Here is a 15151-nt window from a genome sequence, read left to right as displayed (position 1 = left end):
TATGTCGTTTTCCTGTGCCGGCGACCTATGCCGTGCCTATGCCATCCAGAAGAACACCGCGGTCATCCGCTTGTCGTCGATGGTGCTGCCGCAGTAGCCGGTCGCGCTGTGCATGGTGTTGGCGGTGTAGAGCAGCAGCCGGTTGTAGCGGTGCGCGACCCGCACGTCCTCGGTGAAGGAGTCCGGCGGCACGAAGCGCGTGCCGAGCGCTTCTACGAGGTTGTTGTGCGGCGCGGTGACCATGTTGCCGCCCAGGACGCCGCCGGGCAGGCTCTGCCGGAAGAAGCTGGTGCCGCAGTCCTTGGGCGCCTGTGGATTGAGGTAGAGCACCGCGGCATAGCGGCACAGCGCCCGCGAATCGGTGTGCGGGCGCGGCTCGCTCTCGCCGGCGCCGACGACCTGGATGCAATTGTGATTGAGGGTGGCACCCCCGGGGGCGGTGGCCTGCCACAGCTCCTTGGCACCCGTGTGCTGCTTGACCAGGCGCTCCACCCGGGCGAGCTCGGCGGGCGCGAGGCCGGGCATGGTGCGCAGTCCGGGCCAGGACTCGGGCTTGTGCGGATATCCCTCGACCCAGTCGTCCTTGGCGACACAACGCGCCCTGACCTCGTCGATGTTGGGCAGCACATCGTCCAGCACCCAGTAGTCCCGACCGAGTTTGGGCTTGCGATAGGGAAGAACCGGGAGCACCGGACGATTGGGGGGCATGCGGCCGACCATACTGGCGGGTCACCTGCGACTCTCCTCCGAACGGGTCAACCTTTCGCCAATACAAGGGAATTGACGGGGCCGTGAAATCGGGGACTGGCTCGCAATTGTCCGGTGGGTGAATGCCGAAGAAGAAAGGGGAGGGCAAGGAAGAGCCATGATCGGGTAACGGATCACCCCGCATTTCGTCAGGCGGGCGCCGTCCGGCCGAGGGGAGGTGGCCGGCATGCGGCCGATGAGAACGGCAGCCGTTCGACCGACGAGCCCCGGCCGGGGGGCACACGGGCGCCGGGCCAGGTCTCCGCGCCCGGCACGGACGGCCACGTCCCGGGCTCCGGCACTGGGATTAGGCTCATGGACGATATGGACGACCACTCGACGACTCCCCGCAGCCATCCGGCCCCGCCGCTCGCGCCCAAGGCGGACAAGGACACGGTGCGCCGGCACAACCTCAGCCTGGTGCTGCGGGCCGTGCACGACGAGAGCGCTCTCAGCCGGGCCGGGGCCGCCGCCCGCACCGGCCTGACCAGGGCGGCCGTGTCGTCGCTTGCCGATCAGCTGATTCGGGCCGGGTTCCTCACCGAGTCGGGCAAGTCGTTCAGCGGACAGGCCGGGCGGCCCGGCACCATGCTGACCCCGGCCCGCACCGGTGCCGCCGGGGCCGGGGTCGAGGTCAACGTCGACTATGTATCGGTGTGCGTGGTGGACCTCGCCGGGACCGACCGGGTGCGCCTGACCGAGCACCTCGACAATCGGGGCGAGCCGGCGGCCGGCGTGCTGGCCCGGGCCGCCCGGATCGCCGCCCGCGCGCTGGACTCGGCGGCCGAGCAGGGGCTCCACCCGGTCGGCGTGGAGCTGGCGCTGCCCGGCCTGGTCTCCCAGGGTGCGGTGCGCCAGGCTCCCAACCTGGGCTGGAACCAGGTCGAGGCCGAGGCGCTGTTCAGCAGGGCCCTGCTGCTCCTGCGCCCCAACTCCCCTGCCCTGCCTGTCGGTTCGGACAACGAGGCCAATCTCGCGGCGCTGGCCGAGCTGTGGTTCGGCGGTCCGGACGGGCGCGTGAACCACTTCCTCTACCTGACCGGGGAGATCGGGGTCGGCGGGGCGCTGGTGGTCGGCGGTGAACTACTGCGCGGCGCGCACGGCTTCGCCGGGGAGATCGGGCATGTGGTGGTGGACCCGGACGGGCCGGAATGCCGCTGCGGTTCGCGGGGCTGCCTCGAACAGTACGCGGGCCAGCTGGCGCTGCTGCGGTCGGCGGGCCTCGACGAGAACGCCGGGATGCCGGGCGTCACCGAGCTCGAACGCCGGGCCCGGGCCGGTGATGAGAGCGCTCTCGGCGCGCTCGCCGACGCGGGCCGCACCCTGGGCATCGTCCTGTCCGGCGCGGTCAACCTCTTCGACCCGGACGCGGTCGTCCTCGGTGGCATCTACCGCACCCTGATGCCCTGGCTCGCCCCCGCCGCCGACCGTGAGCTGACCCGCCGAACCGTGTCGGGCCTCTGGCCCCCGGAGTGCGGCCGCCTGCGCGCCTCGTCGCTCGCGGGGGACGCGGCCCGGGGCGCGGCGGCCCGAGTCGCACGGCGCGTCCTCGCGGACCCGCTGGCCTACGGGCAGACCGCGCGGGGGGAGCGCCTGACAACGCCTCAGTGATGCCCGTCCCCGCGGTGCAGTGCCCGGTACTCCTCCGCCGTCGGTTTCGGGATCTGGCTGGTGGGGCCGTACATCGCCTTGGCCAGGCGGGCGCGCAGGCGGTCGGAGCGGCGTGGTTTGCGTACCACTCCGTTCGCGTCGACCGTCGGGCCGAGCTCGTAGGGCCGGGGCTGTTCGTGGGCGGTCAGGGTGTACAGCTCGGCCTGGGTGAGCGGGTTGTGGACCTCCACGTACTCCCCGTGCGGCAGGCGCTTGACGATGCCCGACTCCCGGCCGTGCAGGGCCTTTTCGCGGTCGCGGCGCTGGAGCCCCTGGCAGAACCGCTTGGCGACGACGAAGGCGATGGCGGGGCCGACGAAGACACCGATGCGTACGAACCAGGTGATCGCGTTGATCGACACATGGAAGTGGGTGGCCCACAGGTCGTTGCCGCCGCCGATGAGCAGCACTCCGTAGAGCGTCAGCCAGGCGACGCCGAGGCCGGTGCGCACGGGTGCGTTCCGGGGCCGGTCGGCGATGTGGTGCTCGCTTCTGTCGCCGGTGATCCACGCCTCCACGAAGGGGTAGACGGCGATCGCCGTCATGATCAGCGGGAAGAGCATGAAGGGGATGAAGACGCCGAGCTGGAGGGTGTGGCCCCAGGCGTTGATCTCCCATCCGGGCATCACCCGGATCAGCCCTTCGGAGAAGCCGAGGTAGAAGTCGGGCTGGGCTCCGGTGGACACGAGGTCGGGCCGGTAGGGGCCGATCGCCCACAGCGGGTTGATGGTGGCGACCGCGCCCATCACCGCGAGCACCCCGAACACCAGGAAGAAGAAGCCGCCCGCCTTGGCCAGGTATACGGGCAGGAAGGGCGCTCCCACGACGTTCTTCTCGGTCCTGCCGGGCCCGGCGAACTGGGTGTGCTTGTGGTAGAAGACCAGGATCAGATGGACCACGACCAGGCCGAGCATGATGCCGGGCAGCAGCAGGACGTGGATCGGATAGAGCCGCGAAATGATGTCGTGGCCGGGGAACTCGCCGCCGAAGAGGAAGAACGAAATGTACGTCCCGATCACGGGGATGGACAGGATCGCGCCCTGGGCGAAGCGGATGCCGGTGCCGGAGAGCATGTCGTCGGGGAGCGAGTAGCCGGTGAGCCCGGTGAGCAGGGCCAGCATCAGGATCGTCCAGCCGAACAGCCAGTTCACCTCGCGCGGCTTGCGGAACGCGCCGGTGAAGAACACCCGCATCATGTGCACCATGAGTCCGGCTACGAAGACGATCGCCGCCCAGTGGTGGATCTGCCGGATGAGCAGTCCCCCGCGCACGTCGAGGCTGATGTTCACGGCGGATTCGTAGGCCCGCGTCATACGGATGCCGTTCAGCGGCACGTACGAGCCGTGGTAGACGACTTCGACGCCGCTCGGCTCGAAGAACAGGGTCAGCCAGATGCCGGTCAGGATGAGGATGATGAAGCTGTAGAGGCAGATCTCGCCGAACATGAACGACCAGTGGTCCGGAAAGATCTTGCGCATGTTGGCCCTGGCCAGCGTGTGGATGCCGAGCCGGCCGTCCGCCCAGTCCGCGAGCCGCTCGCCCCTGCCGGTCTCGGGCGGCCGTCCGTTGGTCCGGGTGCCTTCGATGCGTCCGCTCATGCGTCTCCCCCCCCAGGCGGATACCAGGGTAGACACGGCGTACCGCCGCAGCCAACAGGGCCTGTGGTAAAGGGGTGTGATGGACAGTCAGGGGGATGGCCGCAATCGGATGGGGCGCGGCACGTTCACCGTGGCTGGTGCGTTCGGGTCGTGCGGCGGTGCCCGGCCCCGGCCGCCGCACACGGTGTCCGGGCGGCCATTCCCGCTGATTTCGGTGGCCGTCCGCGACAATGCCGTACCGCAGTCTTTGAGGGGCTCGCTCGACAGACGGGACTCGGCACATGACCGAAATCGAAGCGTCTCGCACGGCACCGCAAGCGTTCGAGGCGGGTTTCCGGCTGCGCGATGCGGTAGTGCGTGAGCTCGACGCGCGCTGGCCGGCCGGGGCGGACGGCCTCGACGAGGTGTGCCGCCACTCCCTTCTGCCCGCCGGGAAGCTGTTCCGGCCCTGTCTGCTGCTCGCGAGTACGCAGGCCGTCGGCGGCGACCCGATGAGCGTGCTCCCGGCGGCGGCCGCGGCGGAGTTCGGCCATGTCGGCAGCCTGATCCACGACGACATCATCGACGCGGACACGGTGCGCCGCGGCCGTCCGGCTGCCCACCGCAAGTACGGGTTCGACGAGGCCATCGTCGCGGGCGACCTGCTGTTCTTCTCGCTCTTCGAGTGCCTCGCGGAGTGCCGCGAGCGGGGTGTTCCGGCCGACCGGGTGGTGACCGCGGTCACCGCGATCTCGCGGGCCGGGATGGATCTGTGCCGGGGCCAGAGCCTGGAGGCGCGGCTCACCGGGCGGCGGGTGTTCGAGGTGGGTCCGTATCTGGAGATGGTCCGCCTGAAGACGGCGGCGCTGTTCCGCGCGGCGTGCGAGGTCGGCGGGATCCTGGGCGGGGGCGGTCCGGCCGCGCTCGCCTCGCTGGTCTCGTACGCGAACCATCTGGGCGTGGCCTTCCAGGTACACGACGATCTGCTGCCCTACACCAGCGATGCGCGGAGCGCGGGCAAGGCGCCGACGAGCGACGTCCGCAACGGCCGGCCCGTACTGCCGGTCATCCTCGCCCATCGCGACGCCGGCGAGTCGAGCCGCCGGCGGATCGAGGACTGCCTTGCGGGGCGTACGGATCCGGCCGAGGCACTGGCCGCGCTGACCATGATCCTTCGGACGTCGGGGGCGATCGACAGATCGCTCGCGCTGGCCGGCCGACACGCGCAGGCGGCCGTGGCCGCGCTCGACGGACTGCCGCTCGGCGAAGGGCGCGATCTGCTCGCCGAGTTCGTGACCCGGGCGCTGGCCGCGTTGCCCGGCGCGGAAACAGGCACGGCGTCCGGTGCGGAGGCGGACGCCGGGACGGGCGCGAAGGCGGGCGCGGCGACGAGCACCGCCGGGAACCGGCCGGGCTGAGCCACCGGGGCCGAATCCGATCGAGGGCTGTGACCATCCGTCACAGCCCTCACTTGTGTCCCCTCCGCCCCGGCTTCCGAGGGCTGTAAGGAGCCGCCGAACCCACCCCAACCAGCCATGTTTACTTGTTACTTGACTCAAGATGACTGCCAATGTTGAATTTGTTGGGTCGCAGAGTCAGCCGAGGAGGCAGGACACTATGGGGGACGACAGCACCGCCGGAATCATCCTGGCGGGCGGCAGGGGGGAACGGGCGAAGCCCATCACCCTGCAGTCCGCCGACTACATCCGCAGCAAGGCGCTCATACCGTTCGCCGGCCGGCCGCTCATCGAGTGGATCGTCGAGGCCTGCCGCGAACAGGGCATCCGCCGCTTCTACGTGGTGGCCCAGGGCATGGAGAACCGGAGCCAGATCAAGCTCGTACTCGGTCACGGCGAGCGGTACGGCGTCGAGATCAACTACTCGCGGTCCCGGTTCGACCAGTACAACGTCGGCTCGGGCGCCGCCACTTTGCACAACCTGGAGCAGTGGGACCTCACCGGGCCCGCGCTCGTCATGCCGGTCGACTCGCTGTTCGACTTCTCGCTCGACCGGCTGCTCGCCACCCACACCGCGACGGACGCCCTGGTCACGGTCGCGGCCGTCACCCGCACCCCGCAGGAGACCGCCAACAAGTACGGCGTCATGCGCACCACCGACCAGGGGCTCATCTCCGGCTTCGTCGAGAAGCCCCGGATCGAACTCATCGAGCACCTCTTCCCCGAGGCGCTCGCCACCCCGAAGGCCCGCACCATCGCCACCAGCGCGGGCATGTATCTCATCGACTGCGGAAGGCTCCGGCTCGCCGCCCGCAACCCGGAGTTGATCCGGCTGGCCCAGCAACGCCTGGACTGGGGCGGCGACTTGCTGCCCTGGCTGGTCGGCCACGACCTGCCGGTCGCCGTCGAGCCCATCGACCGGCTCGGCGACCTCGGCAGCATCGGCGACTATCTCGCCACCCTCGGCGAGGTGTTGACCGGCCAGTACCCGCAGATGAACCGGGCGATGGAGAGCCCGCTCAGCACGGAACCGCGGTACTGGATCCACGAGTCCAGCCTGCGCACCAAGGACAACGTCACCGGAACCACCCTCGCCCAGAAGATCGCCGACGGCAGCGTCGTCATCGGGCCCGGGGTGCGCATCGGCCGCCACGCCGAGATCGGGGCCGGCGTCCACCTCCAGTACACCGACATCGGCGACGGCGTCGATGTCCACGAGGGCGTCCACCTGAGCCGCTCCGCGCTGGGAGACGCCGCGGTGGTCGGGGCGTACGCGCAGATCAGCGACTCCTACATCGGGCCGATGGCGCATGTGCACTCCGAGCGGCGCAGCCCGGTCCGCCTGGACGACCACTCGGCACTCGGCGACGGCGCCCATCTGTGGCCCGGGACCCGCCTGTCGGGGGTCAGCGTCTACCCGAGGCTGCGCGTGCCCGCCGTCTCGGGACTGCCCGCGGGAACGCAGCTCACCAGCTCGGACGACATCCTGCAATGGGTCTGACCCGATGCGTGGCTGACAACTCCCTGACCGATCAACGGATATGACGCTCTTTCAGGAGACTTCCGTGAACAGTCCGATCGCAGTGATAGGCGGTACCGGCCGGGTAGGCCGGCTCGTAACGCAACGGCTCCTGGACCGCGGCGAGGCGGTACGGGTCGTCGGCCGCAGCACCGAGCGCGGCCGGGAACTGCCCGAGGAGGCCCAGTTCTTCCTCGGTGACGTACGCGAACCGGAGACGCTGCGCATTCCGCTGCGCGGCTGCTCCGCGATCGTCTACACCGTCGAGCCGGGGACCGATCCGGCGGGCCCCGACAGCCCCGAGTCGACCCTGCACACCGGGGTCCGCAACGCCCTGGCCGCGGCCCGCGGCGGGGCGGTGCTCCCGCAGTTCGTGCTGGTCAGCCAGCGCTATGTGACGCGCAGGGACCACCCGATGAACGCGTACGGCCGGATGCTGGACTGGCGGCTCGCCGGCGAGGACGCGGTGCGGGTGTCGGGCCTGCCCTACACGGTGGTGCGGCCGAGCTGGCTGACCGATCTGGACGGCGACTCGCGCATCACCCTCGAACAGGGCGACCGCAGGGACGGCTACGTCTCGCGCCGGGACGTAGCCGAGGCCTGCGTCCAGGCCCTGTACTGCCCCTCGGCGCGCGGCGTCACCTTCGAAATGCGCAGCGAGCCGGGCAGCGCGCCCGCCGCATGGGAGCCGCTCTTCGCCCGGCTCCGCTCCGACGAGCCGGCCTACGAGGCCGGTGTTCGCCAGTTATCCGATCCGGTCGCCGACCGGGCCATTGCCTGACCGTCCGCTTGACGTCGAGTCATCAGACTCATCAGACCAGGGAGGCACCCGTGACCGAGGCGCCGCAGATCACCGCAGGACGGCCGCAGCCGCTGGGGACCACTGTCGACGCCGACGGGGTGAACTTCTCCGTCTTCTCCGAGCACGCCACGCGTGTGGACCTGCTGCTTTTCGACCGCTGCGACGACCCCGAGCCCTCCCGGACCATCCAGCTCCACCCCGACCGCCACCGCAGCTTCCACTTCTGGCACTGCCATGTGCGGGGGCTCGGCGCCGGGCAGGTCTACGCGTACCGGATGGACGGGCCGCACGACACCAGCAGGTCGGGCGCCCGCTTCGACCACCGCAAGGTGCTGCTGGACCCGTATGCCCGCGCCAACATCAACAGCCGCTGGAAGCGCACCCACGCCATCGGCCTCGACGACAACGTCGCGCACTCCATGCGCAGCCTGGTCGTCGACCTCGACGACTACGACTGGGAGGGCGACGAGCCGCTGCGCACCCCCATGTCGGAGACGATCATCTACGAGCTGCACGTGCGCGGCGCGACGGCCTCACCGACCTCGCATGCCGCGAACCCCGGCACCTTCTCCGCCCTGACGGAGAAGATCCCGCACCTGAAGGACCTGGGGATCACCGCGGTGGAGCTGCTTCCCGTCTTCGACTTCGACGAGACGCAGGTGCTGCGCACCGGCCCCGACGGCAGCGAGCTGCGCAATTACTGGGGCTACGACCCGTACGGCTTCTTCGCCCCGCACACCGGCTACTGTTCCGAGCCCCATCTCGCGGGCCACATCGCCGAGTTCCGCGACATGGTCAAGGCGTTCCACAAGGCGGGCATCGAGGTCATTCTCGATGTGGTCTTCAACCACACCAGCGAGGGCAACGAGTACGGCCCGACGATCAGCTTCCGCGGCCAGGCCAACGAGGCGTACTACCACCTGTGGCCGCAGGACCGCAGTCACTACATGGACTTCACGGGCTGCGGGAACGCGGTCAACGCCAACCACCCGATGGTCACCAAGTTCATCCTGGAGTCCCTGGAGTACTGGGTGCGCGAGCACCATGTGGACGGGTTCCGCTTCGACCTCGCCTCCGAGCTGTCGCGTGGCGCGCTCGGGTACGAGATGGCGGTGCCGCCGGTGCTGTGGGCCATCGAGCTGTCCCAGGTGCTGGCCGAGACGAAGATCATCGCGGAGCCGTGGGACGGCGGCGGCCTCTACCAGGTCGGCCGGTTCCCCGGGAAGCGCTGGGCCCAGTGGAACGGACCCTTCCGGGACGACGTACGCCGCTTCGTGCGCGGTGACGCCGGGCTCGTGGGGGACATCGCCGCGCGGCTCGGCGGCTCCGAGGACCTGTTCGGCCCGCAGCAGGAACTGCCCACCAACAGCATCAACTTCATCACCTGCCACGACGGGTTCACCCTCAACGACCTGGTGAGCTACGACGAGAAGCACAACTACGCCAACGGCGAGGCCGGGGCCGACGGCGCCGGCGAGAACTTCAGCTGGAACTGCGGTGTCGAGGGCCCCACCGACGACCCCGAGGTCGAGCGGCTGCGGGTGCGGCAGATGAAGAACCTGCTCGCCGTCCTGATGCTCAGCCGGGGCGTGCCGATGCTGCTCGCAGGAGATGAGTTCCGCAACAGCCAGTCGGGCAACAACAACGCCTACTGCCAGGACAACCCGACGTCATGGCTCGACTGGGACCAGGCCGAGAAGGAGCAGGAGACCTGGAACTTCACCCGACGACTGATCGAACTGCGCAGGCGCTACCGCACGTTCCGTGAACCCCGCTTCTACAACGGACACCTCAACTCCCGTCTGCTGTCCGATGTCACCTGGCACGGCACCAAACTGGAGCAGCCCGGCTGGGAGGACACCCACGCCCGGGTCCTGGCCTGCACGCTCGGCGGCTTCAACCAGGACCCCGACCTGCATCTGATCCTCAACATGTACCACCTGGGCCTGGACTTCGAGCTGCCCCGGATCCGCGGCCGCCGCTGGCACCGCGTGCTCGACACCGCGCGCCCCGGTCCGTACGACATCCTCCCCGCCGGACAAGAGGAGCTGATCGACGACCACACCTTCCACGCCCACGGCCGCAGCGTCGTGCTGCTGGCGGCCCTGCCTGACGAGAAGGGCACCTCTCGATGAGTGGATCTGCCGAACGCCGTACGTTCTCCGACACCCTGGCGGGCTATGTCACGTACTACAGCCCCACCCAGCACCGTTTCGGTCTGCGCACCTCCGACGACCGGGAATTCACCGTCCATCTGCCCCGCAATGTCTCCTCGCGCATCGTGCGCAACCTCGGCGACGACTACCGCGACACCACCGCGAGCACCCAGGACATGCTCGCCGAGGGCCGTTACCTGTTCGCGTACGGGATCACCTACCAGTGGGAGGGCGGTGAGCGGTTCGAGGCGAAGGAGATCACCTTCCCCGAGGAGAGCCGCGGTTCCTACGTCTTCGAGCACCCGGCATGGTGGGTCCAGCAGGCCGCCGCCGTCGCCGACTTCTATCTGCGCGGGCACTTCCCCGACGGCACGTACGACTGGCGCAACTTCCGCACCCATCTGACCCTCAGCGGCACCCATCTCCCCGACTTCGACGGCGCGGACGTGCGCCAGGAGACGGACACCATCTCGCGGCTCGTGTACGGCCTGTCCACCGCGTATCTGCTGACCGGCGAGGACCGCTTCCTGCAGGCCGCCGAGAGCGGCACCGAGTATCTGCGCGAGCACATGCGGGTGACCGACGCGCAGGACGGGATCATCTACTGGTACCACGGCATCGACGTGACCCGGACGGGCCAGCGCAAGGTGTTCGCCTCGGAGTTCGGCGACGACTTCGACGCCATCCCGATGTACGAGCAGATCTACGCGCTGGCCGGGCCCACCCAGACGTACCGCATCACCGGTGACCCGCGGATCCTGAACGACATCGACGGCACGGTGGCCCTGTTCGAGCGGTACTTCAGGGACCGGAGCCTCGGCGGGTTCTTCTCGCACCTGGACCCGATCACACTCGACCCGAACGCGGACTCGCTGGGGCGCAACCGGTCCCGCAAGAACTGGAACTCGGTGGGCGACCACGCCCCCGCATACCTGATCAACGCCTATCTCGCCACCGGCCGCGAGGACTTCGCGGCGCTGCTCGAAGAGACGGCGGACACCATCGTCGAGCGCTTCCCCGACGAGGAGACCAGCCCGTTCGTGCAGGAGCGCTTCCACGCCGACTGGAGCCCCGACCGCACCTGGGGATGGCAGCAGGACCGGGCTGTGGTCGGCCACAACCTGAAGATCGCCTGGAACCTGACCCGGATCAAGGCGCTGCACGACAAGGCGGAGTACGGCGTCACCGCCGACCGGATCGGCGAGATCATGCCGGCGGTGGGCAGCGACCAGCTGCGCGGCGGCTGGTACGACGTGGTCGAGCGGCGCCCCGACCCGGACAGCGGCATCCACCGCATGGTGTGGCACGACCGCAAGGCGTGGTGGCAGCAGGAGCAGGCGATCCTCGCCTATCTGATCCTGGCCGGCACCTCGGGCGACCCCGAGCAGCTGCGCCTCGCGCGCGAGGCGGCCTCGTTCTACAACGCCTTCTTCCTCGACTACGACGACGGCGGCGTCTACTTCAACGTTCTGGCCAACGGCATCCCGTATCTGCTAGGCACCGAGCGGCTCAAGGGCAGCCACGCCATGGCCGGCTACCACGCGCTGGAACTCTGCTATCTCGCGGCCGTCTACACCGGCCTCCTGATCAGCAACGACCCGCTCACGCTGCACTTCCGGCCGCGCCCGTCGGATCTGCCGGACCGCACACTGCGGGTCGCGCCCGATCTGCTGCCGGCGGGTTCGGTCGAGCTGACCCGGGTGTGGGTGGACGGCGAGCCGTACCACCGCTTCGACAACAAGGAGCTCACCGTCAAGCTGCCCGAGGGGGACGTGCCGGTGCGGGTGCGCGTCGAGCTGGAGCCGGCGCAGATGCGGCTGCGGATGCGTACCGAGTTCGACGGCGACACCGCGCACATACGCTGCGACGGGGTCATCGACGCGGCCGAGCTAGAGAAGTTCCGCCGCATTCTGGGCGAGGTCATGGCCGCGGAGCCGCAGCGGGTGGAGTTCCACCTGTGCCAGGTCACCGAGATGTGCCGGCCCGCCATCAACGAGCTCCTCTTCCAGCGCACCAAGGCCGGTCTCGACGCGGACTTCGTCATCGTGGGGTGCACGCTGCCCGACGTCGCCGACGCCCTGCTGTCCACCGATGCCTTCCTGCTCGAGGGCGGTGACGAGTGCGCCCATGAATGACCTCTCTCGTCCGCTGGGCTCCAGCGCACACCGATCGATTCGGACACTCCCGGGGGCACCGTGTCTTCCATCCTCCAACTCTCCGACGCCCGCAGGGCTCCTGCCACGGCGGACTTCACCGGCTACTGCCAGGACCTGTTCGTCGCGCTGACGCGCTCCGACCAGCGGCGCTGGGGCGAGGTGTATCTGCGTGGGCTGCTCGACGTGCCGGGCCGCAAGACGCCCACCAGGATCTCCGAGCACGTGCTCGGGCACCGGGCCGTGCAGCAGCTCCAGCAGTTCGTCCACCAGAGCCCGTGGGACTCGGGGCCGGTCCGCCGGCGGATCGCCGAGCGGGCGGGCGAGGTGTTCCGCACCGAGGCGTGGGCGGTCGACGAGGTGGTGTTCGCGAAGAACGGCGACCGCTCGGTGGGCGTGGCCCGCCAGTACGCGCCGTCGCAGCAGCGCACCGTCAACTGCCAGCTGGCGTACGCCACTTCGCTGGTGGGGACGGGCGGCGGCCTGCCGGTGAACTGGCGGCTGCTGCTCCCCCAGCGCTGGGACCAGGACGAGCGGCTGCGCGGCCAGGCCCATCTGCCGGACGAGGAGCACTGCCGGCCGCGCTGGAGCTACGTCCTGGAGGCCCTCGACGAGATGACCGAGGAGTGGTTCCTGGAGCCGCAGCCGGTGCTCGCCGACTGGCGCTCCGAGAGCGATGTGGAACCGCTCCTTCGGGGTCTGGAGGCGCGCGGCCACGGCTACCTGATCGAGGTGTCGCCCAGCACCGGCGTGACCCTGCCGCGCCCGCATGCCGCATCTCCCGCGACGCGGGGCACGGTGACCGAGCTCGCCGAGCACGTGGCGCGGCGTGACGAGCGCACCCCGATCGCCTGGCACGACCGTACGACGGAGCGGATGCGGCGCTCGCAGTTCCTGTCCGCTCCGGCGCTGCTCTGCTCGGACGGGCCGCAGCACGCGGCGCACCGGCAGCGGCTCCGGCACCTGGTCACCGACTGGCCGTACGGCCGGCCCGCGCCGCGCTCCTACTGGCTGACCAACCTGCCGGCCCGCCGGCTCGCCGAGGCGATTCCGCTGGCGCAGTTGCGCAGCCTGTCCGCGGACGGGTTACGCCGGTTGCAGGAGGACTTCGGGCTTGGTGACTTCGAGGGCCGCTCGTTCCGCGGCTGGCACCATCACGTCACGCTCGCGTCGGCGGCGCTCGCCTTCGACGCGCTGAGCAGGCACACCGAGGAGGAGTGGCTGAGCGGACAAGGCGCCTGATGTTCTGAGCTGTGAGTCAACTGGCCGTCGGCCGCGCCCACTTGGGGCCGGTCCGACGGCCATCGGCTATTTCGTCCAGCCCACCGCTGCGAAGTCGATGTCGCCGAGGCCCGGGATCCCGTAGTTGGCGAGGCCCTTGCGGACCGCCATCATCTGGGGGCGCTGGTAGAGCTCGACGTCGTGGCCGAGCTTCCAGATCTCCGCGTCGGCCTGGTTGTACAGCTGGGCGGCGCGCACCGGATCGAGGGTGCCGGAGGCCTGCTTGAGGAGGTTGTCGAGCGTGGCGTCCGAGATCCGGCCGTAGTTCTGGAAGCTCTGGGCGCCGCGCGGCAGCCGGTAGACGGCCTGCGACTGGCTGGGGTAGGTGAGGTCGGTGAAGCGGAAGATCGCCAGGTCGAAGTTGCCCACGTCGAGGTATTTCGGCCCGTAGTCCTCGGCTGGCACTTTCTGGATCTCCACCCCGATGCCGACCTGGGCCAGCATCTGCTGGAGGAGCTGGGCGAGATCCAGGCCGAGCCGGTTGGTGGACTCCGCGATCACGAACCGCAGCTTGAGGGCCTGCCCGCCCTTCACGCGCGGCTTGCCCTGGCCGGACGACTTCCACCCCGCCTTGTCGAGGAGCGCTGCCGCTGCTTGAGGGTCGAACGTGCCCAACTCGCCCGAGTTGTCGGCGTATCCGGGCTGGTTGGTCATGAAGATGTGGTTGCCGAGCAGGGGCACCCCGACGGGCAGCCCCTCGGCCGCGACGTTCGCCAACGCCTGCCGGTCCACGGCCTGTTGGAGGGCGTGGCGTACGTCGACGTCCGTCAGCGGGCCGCCCGCGCCGTTGAGACTGACATGCACCTCGTCCCAGGCCGAACCCGTGCGCACCGTGCTGTTGCGGGCCGACTTGAGCTGCTGGTACGCCTCGGCCGTGGCCGCGTTCACCGCGTCGATCTCGCCGTTGAGGTAGGCCTGGAGCGCGGCGGGCGGCAGCAGCGCGCGGAAGACCACCTTGTCCAGGCGGGGTCTGGTGCCCCACCAGGCGGGGTCGGGCACCGCCGTGACGGACTGGGTCGTACGGTCCATCGAGGCGATCCTGAACGGGCCCGCGGTGACCGGGATCCGCCCGGTCCAGCCGTTGTTGAACTGCTCGGGCGTGCTGGTGGCGGACGCCGGGAAGAGCGGGTCGAACAGCCGCTGCCAGTCGGCGTACGGGGAGCGGAAGACGACCTGCACCTCGCTCGCGTCGCCGCCCCGGCGCACCTCGGATATCTGGTCGTAGCCGGACGGATCGGCCACCAGATAGCGGTCGTCGCCCCGGCCGAGGGCCCTCCACTCGGCCTCGAAGTCGGCGACGCCGAGCGGCTTTCCGTCGGACCAGCGGGCGTGCGGGTTGAGCCGGTAGGTGACCGTCTGCGGCGAGGTCGCGGTGACGGACGCGGAGAGCAGGTAGTCGGGGTTGGCGTGCGGGACGCCCTTGGCGTCGCGGCGGAACAGCTTGGGCTCGACCAGGCTGTCGATCTCCGAAGCCTCGCCGATCGTCCCGGCGGCCTGGTTCACGTTGTACTGCGTGATCCACTGGGACGTGGCGAGGGTGAGGGTGCCGCCCTGGCGGAGGTTCTGCGGAGGCTGGCGGCCGATGTCCTCGGTTCCGTAGGCGGGGGCCTTCATGGTGCGGGGGGACGCGCCGTGCTGTGGCGCCGCCGAGGTCGTACAGCCCGCGAGCGACAGTGCCGCCGCAACCAGTGCCGCCCATGCCCGCGCACCCCGTAACCGAGCCACTCCAGCCTCCGTCCTGACGACGCGTCAATTAGCCGAACTGATCTGCGATTTACCGCTGGGACCTTAACATTGCGGCATGTCAGG

At 69.8% G+C, this 15151-nt stretch carries 10 protein-coding genes; 7 read left to right on the top strand and 3 right to left on the bottom strand.

Features of this window, described 5'->3' with window-relative positions; genetic code table 11:
- Positions 1-36: 36 nt before the first annotated feature.
- Positions 37-708, bottom strand: coding sequence for a DUF6445 family protein (locus tag IE206_RS27940; RefSeq protein ID WP_226599592.1), 672 nt, complete (start codon positions 706-708; stop codon positions 37-39).
- A 354-nt stretch (positions 709-1062) separates the two neighbouring features.
- On the opposite strand from IE206_RS27940, the gene IE206_RS27935 reads away from it, so the two are divergent.
- Positions 1063-2358, top strand: a complete 1296-nt coding sequence (locus tag IE206_RS27935) for an ROK family transcriptional regulator (RefSeq protein WP_226599593.1) — start codon at positions 1063-1065, stop codon at positions 2356-2358.
- Here the strand turns inward: IE206_RS27935 and qcrB are convergent.
- Positions 2352-3995 (bottom strand): cytochrome bc1 complex cytochrome b subunit, encoded by a 1644-nt coding sequence (qcrB, locus tag IE206_RS27930; protein WP_189966813.1) that lies wholly within the window; start codon positions 3993-3995, stop codon positions 2352-2354. The two genes, IE206_RS27935 and qcrB, sit on opposite strands and share 7 nt — an antisense overlap.
- Before the next feature lie 281 nt (positions 3996-4276).
- Here qcrB and IE206_RS27925 point away from each other — a divergent pair, with 281 nt between their 5' ends.
- The 6 genes from IE206_RS27925 (at position 4277) to IE206_RS27900 (ending at position 13303) form a co-directional block, all read left to right on the top strand.
- A complete protein-coding gene (locus IE206_RS27925; RefSeq protein WP_189966811.1) occupies positions 4277-5392 on the top strand; it encodes a polyprenyl synthetase family protein in 1116 nt (371 codons plus the stop codon).
- A gap of 199 nt (positions 5393-5591) precedes the next feature.
- Positions 5592-6932: a sugar phosphate nucleotidyltransferase gene (locus tag IE206_RS27920; RefSeq protein ID WP_189966809.1), complete on the top strand. Its 1341-nt coding sequence runs from the start codon at positions 5592-5594 to the stop codon at positions 6930-6932.
- 64 nt (positions 6933-6996) lie between these two features.
- A complete protein-coding gene (locus tag IE206_RS27915) occupies positions 6997-7731 on the top strand; it encodes an SDR family oxidoreductase (protein WP_189966807.1) in 735 nt (244 codons plus the stop codon).
- A gap of 50 nt (positions 7732-7781) precedes the next feature.
- Positions 7782-9887: a glycogen debranching protein GlgX gene (glgX, locus tag IE206_RS27910; protein WP_226599594.1), complete on the top strand. Its 2106-nt coding sequence runs from the start codon at positions 7782-7784 to the stop codon at positions 9885-9887.
- Entirely contained in the window at positions 9884-12043 is a 2160-nt protein-coding gene (locus IE206_RS27905) for an AGE family epimerase/isomerase (protein ID WP_189966803.1), read from the top strand. Before glgX ends, IE206_RS27905 begins: the two co-directional genes overlap by 4 nt.
- Before the next feature lie 60 nt (positions 12044-12103).
- Positions 12104-13303, top strand: a complete 1200-nt coding sequence (locus IE206_RS27900; protein WP_226599595.1) for an IS701 family transposase — start codon at positions 12104-12106, stop codon at positions 13301-13303.
- Between the two features lie 66 nt (positions 13304-13369).
- Here the strand turns inward: IE206_RS27900 and IE206_RS27895 are convergent, their stop codons facing one another.
- Positions 13370-15067, bottom strand: coding sequence for an ABC transporter family substrate-binding protein (locus IE206_RS27895; protein WP_226599596.1), 1698 nt, complete (start codon positions 15065-15067; stop codon positions 13370-13372).
- Positions 15068-15151 lie beyond the last annotated feature (84 nt).

Source organism: Streptomyces violascens (assembly GCF_014649955.1).
GTDB lineage: Bacteria > Actinomycetota > Actinomycetes > Streptomycetales > Streptomycetaceae > Streptomyces > Streptomyces violascens.
Note: the sequence above shows the minus strand (reverse complement) of the source record. Positions and strands in the feature narration are given on the sequence as shown.

Excerpts from the sequence above, each read along its gene's own strand:
- IE206_RS27920 (WP_189966809.1), top strand. The coding sequence starts at position 5,592 with ATGGGGGACGACAGCACCGCCGGAATCATCCTGGCGGGCGGCAGGGGG.
- IE206_RS27935 (WP_226599593.1), top strand. The coding sequence starts at position 1,063 with ATGGACGATATGGACGACCACTCGACGACTCCCCGCAGCCATCCGGCC.
- IE206_RS27925 (WP_189966811.1), top strand. The coding sequence starts at position 4,277 with ATGACCGAAATCGAAGCGTCTCGCACGGCACCGCAAGCGTTCGAGGCG.
- IE206_RS27940 (WP_226599592.1), bottom strand. The coding sequence starts at position 708 with ATGCCCCCCAATCGTCCGGTGCTCCCGGTTCTTCCCTATCGCAAGCCC.
- qcrB (WP_189966813.1), bottom strand. The coding sequence starts at position 3,995 with ATGAGCGGACGCATCGAAGGCACCCGGACCAACGGACGGCCGCCCGAG.
- IE206_RS27905 (WP_189966803.1), top strand. The coding sequence starts at position 9,884 with ATGAGTGGATCTGCCGAACGCCGTACGTTCTCCGACACCCTGGCGGGC.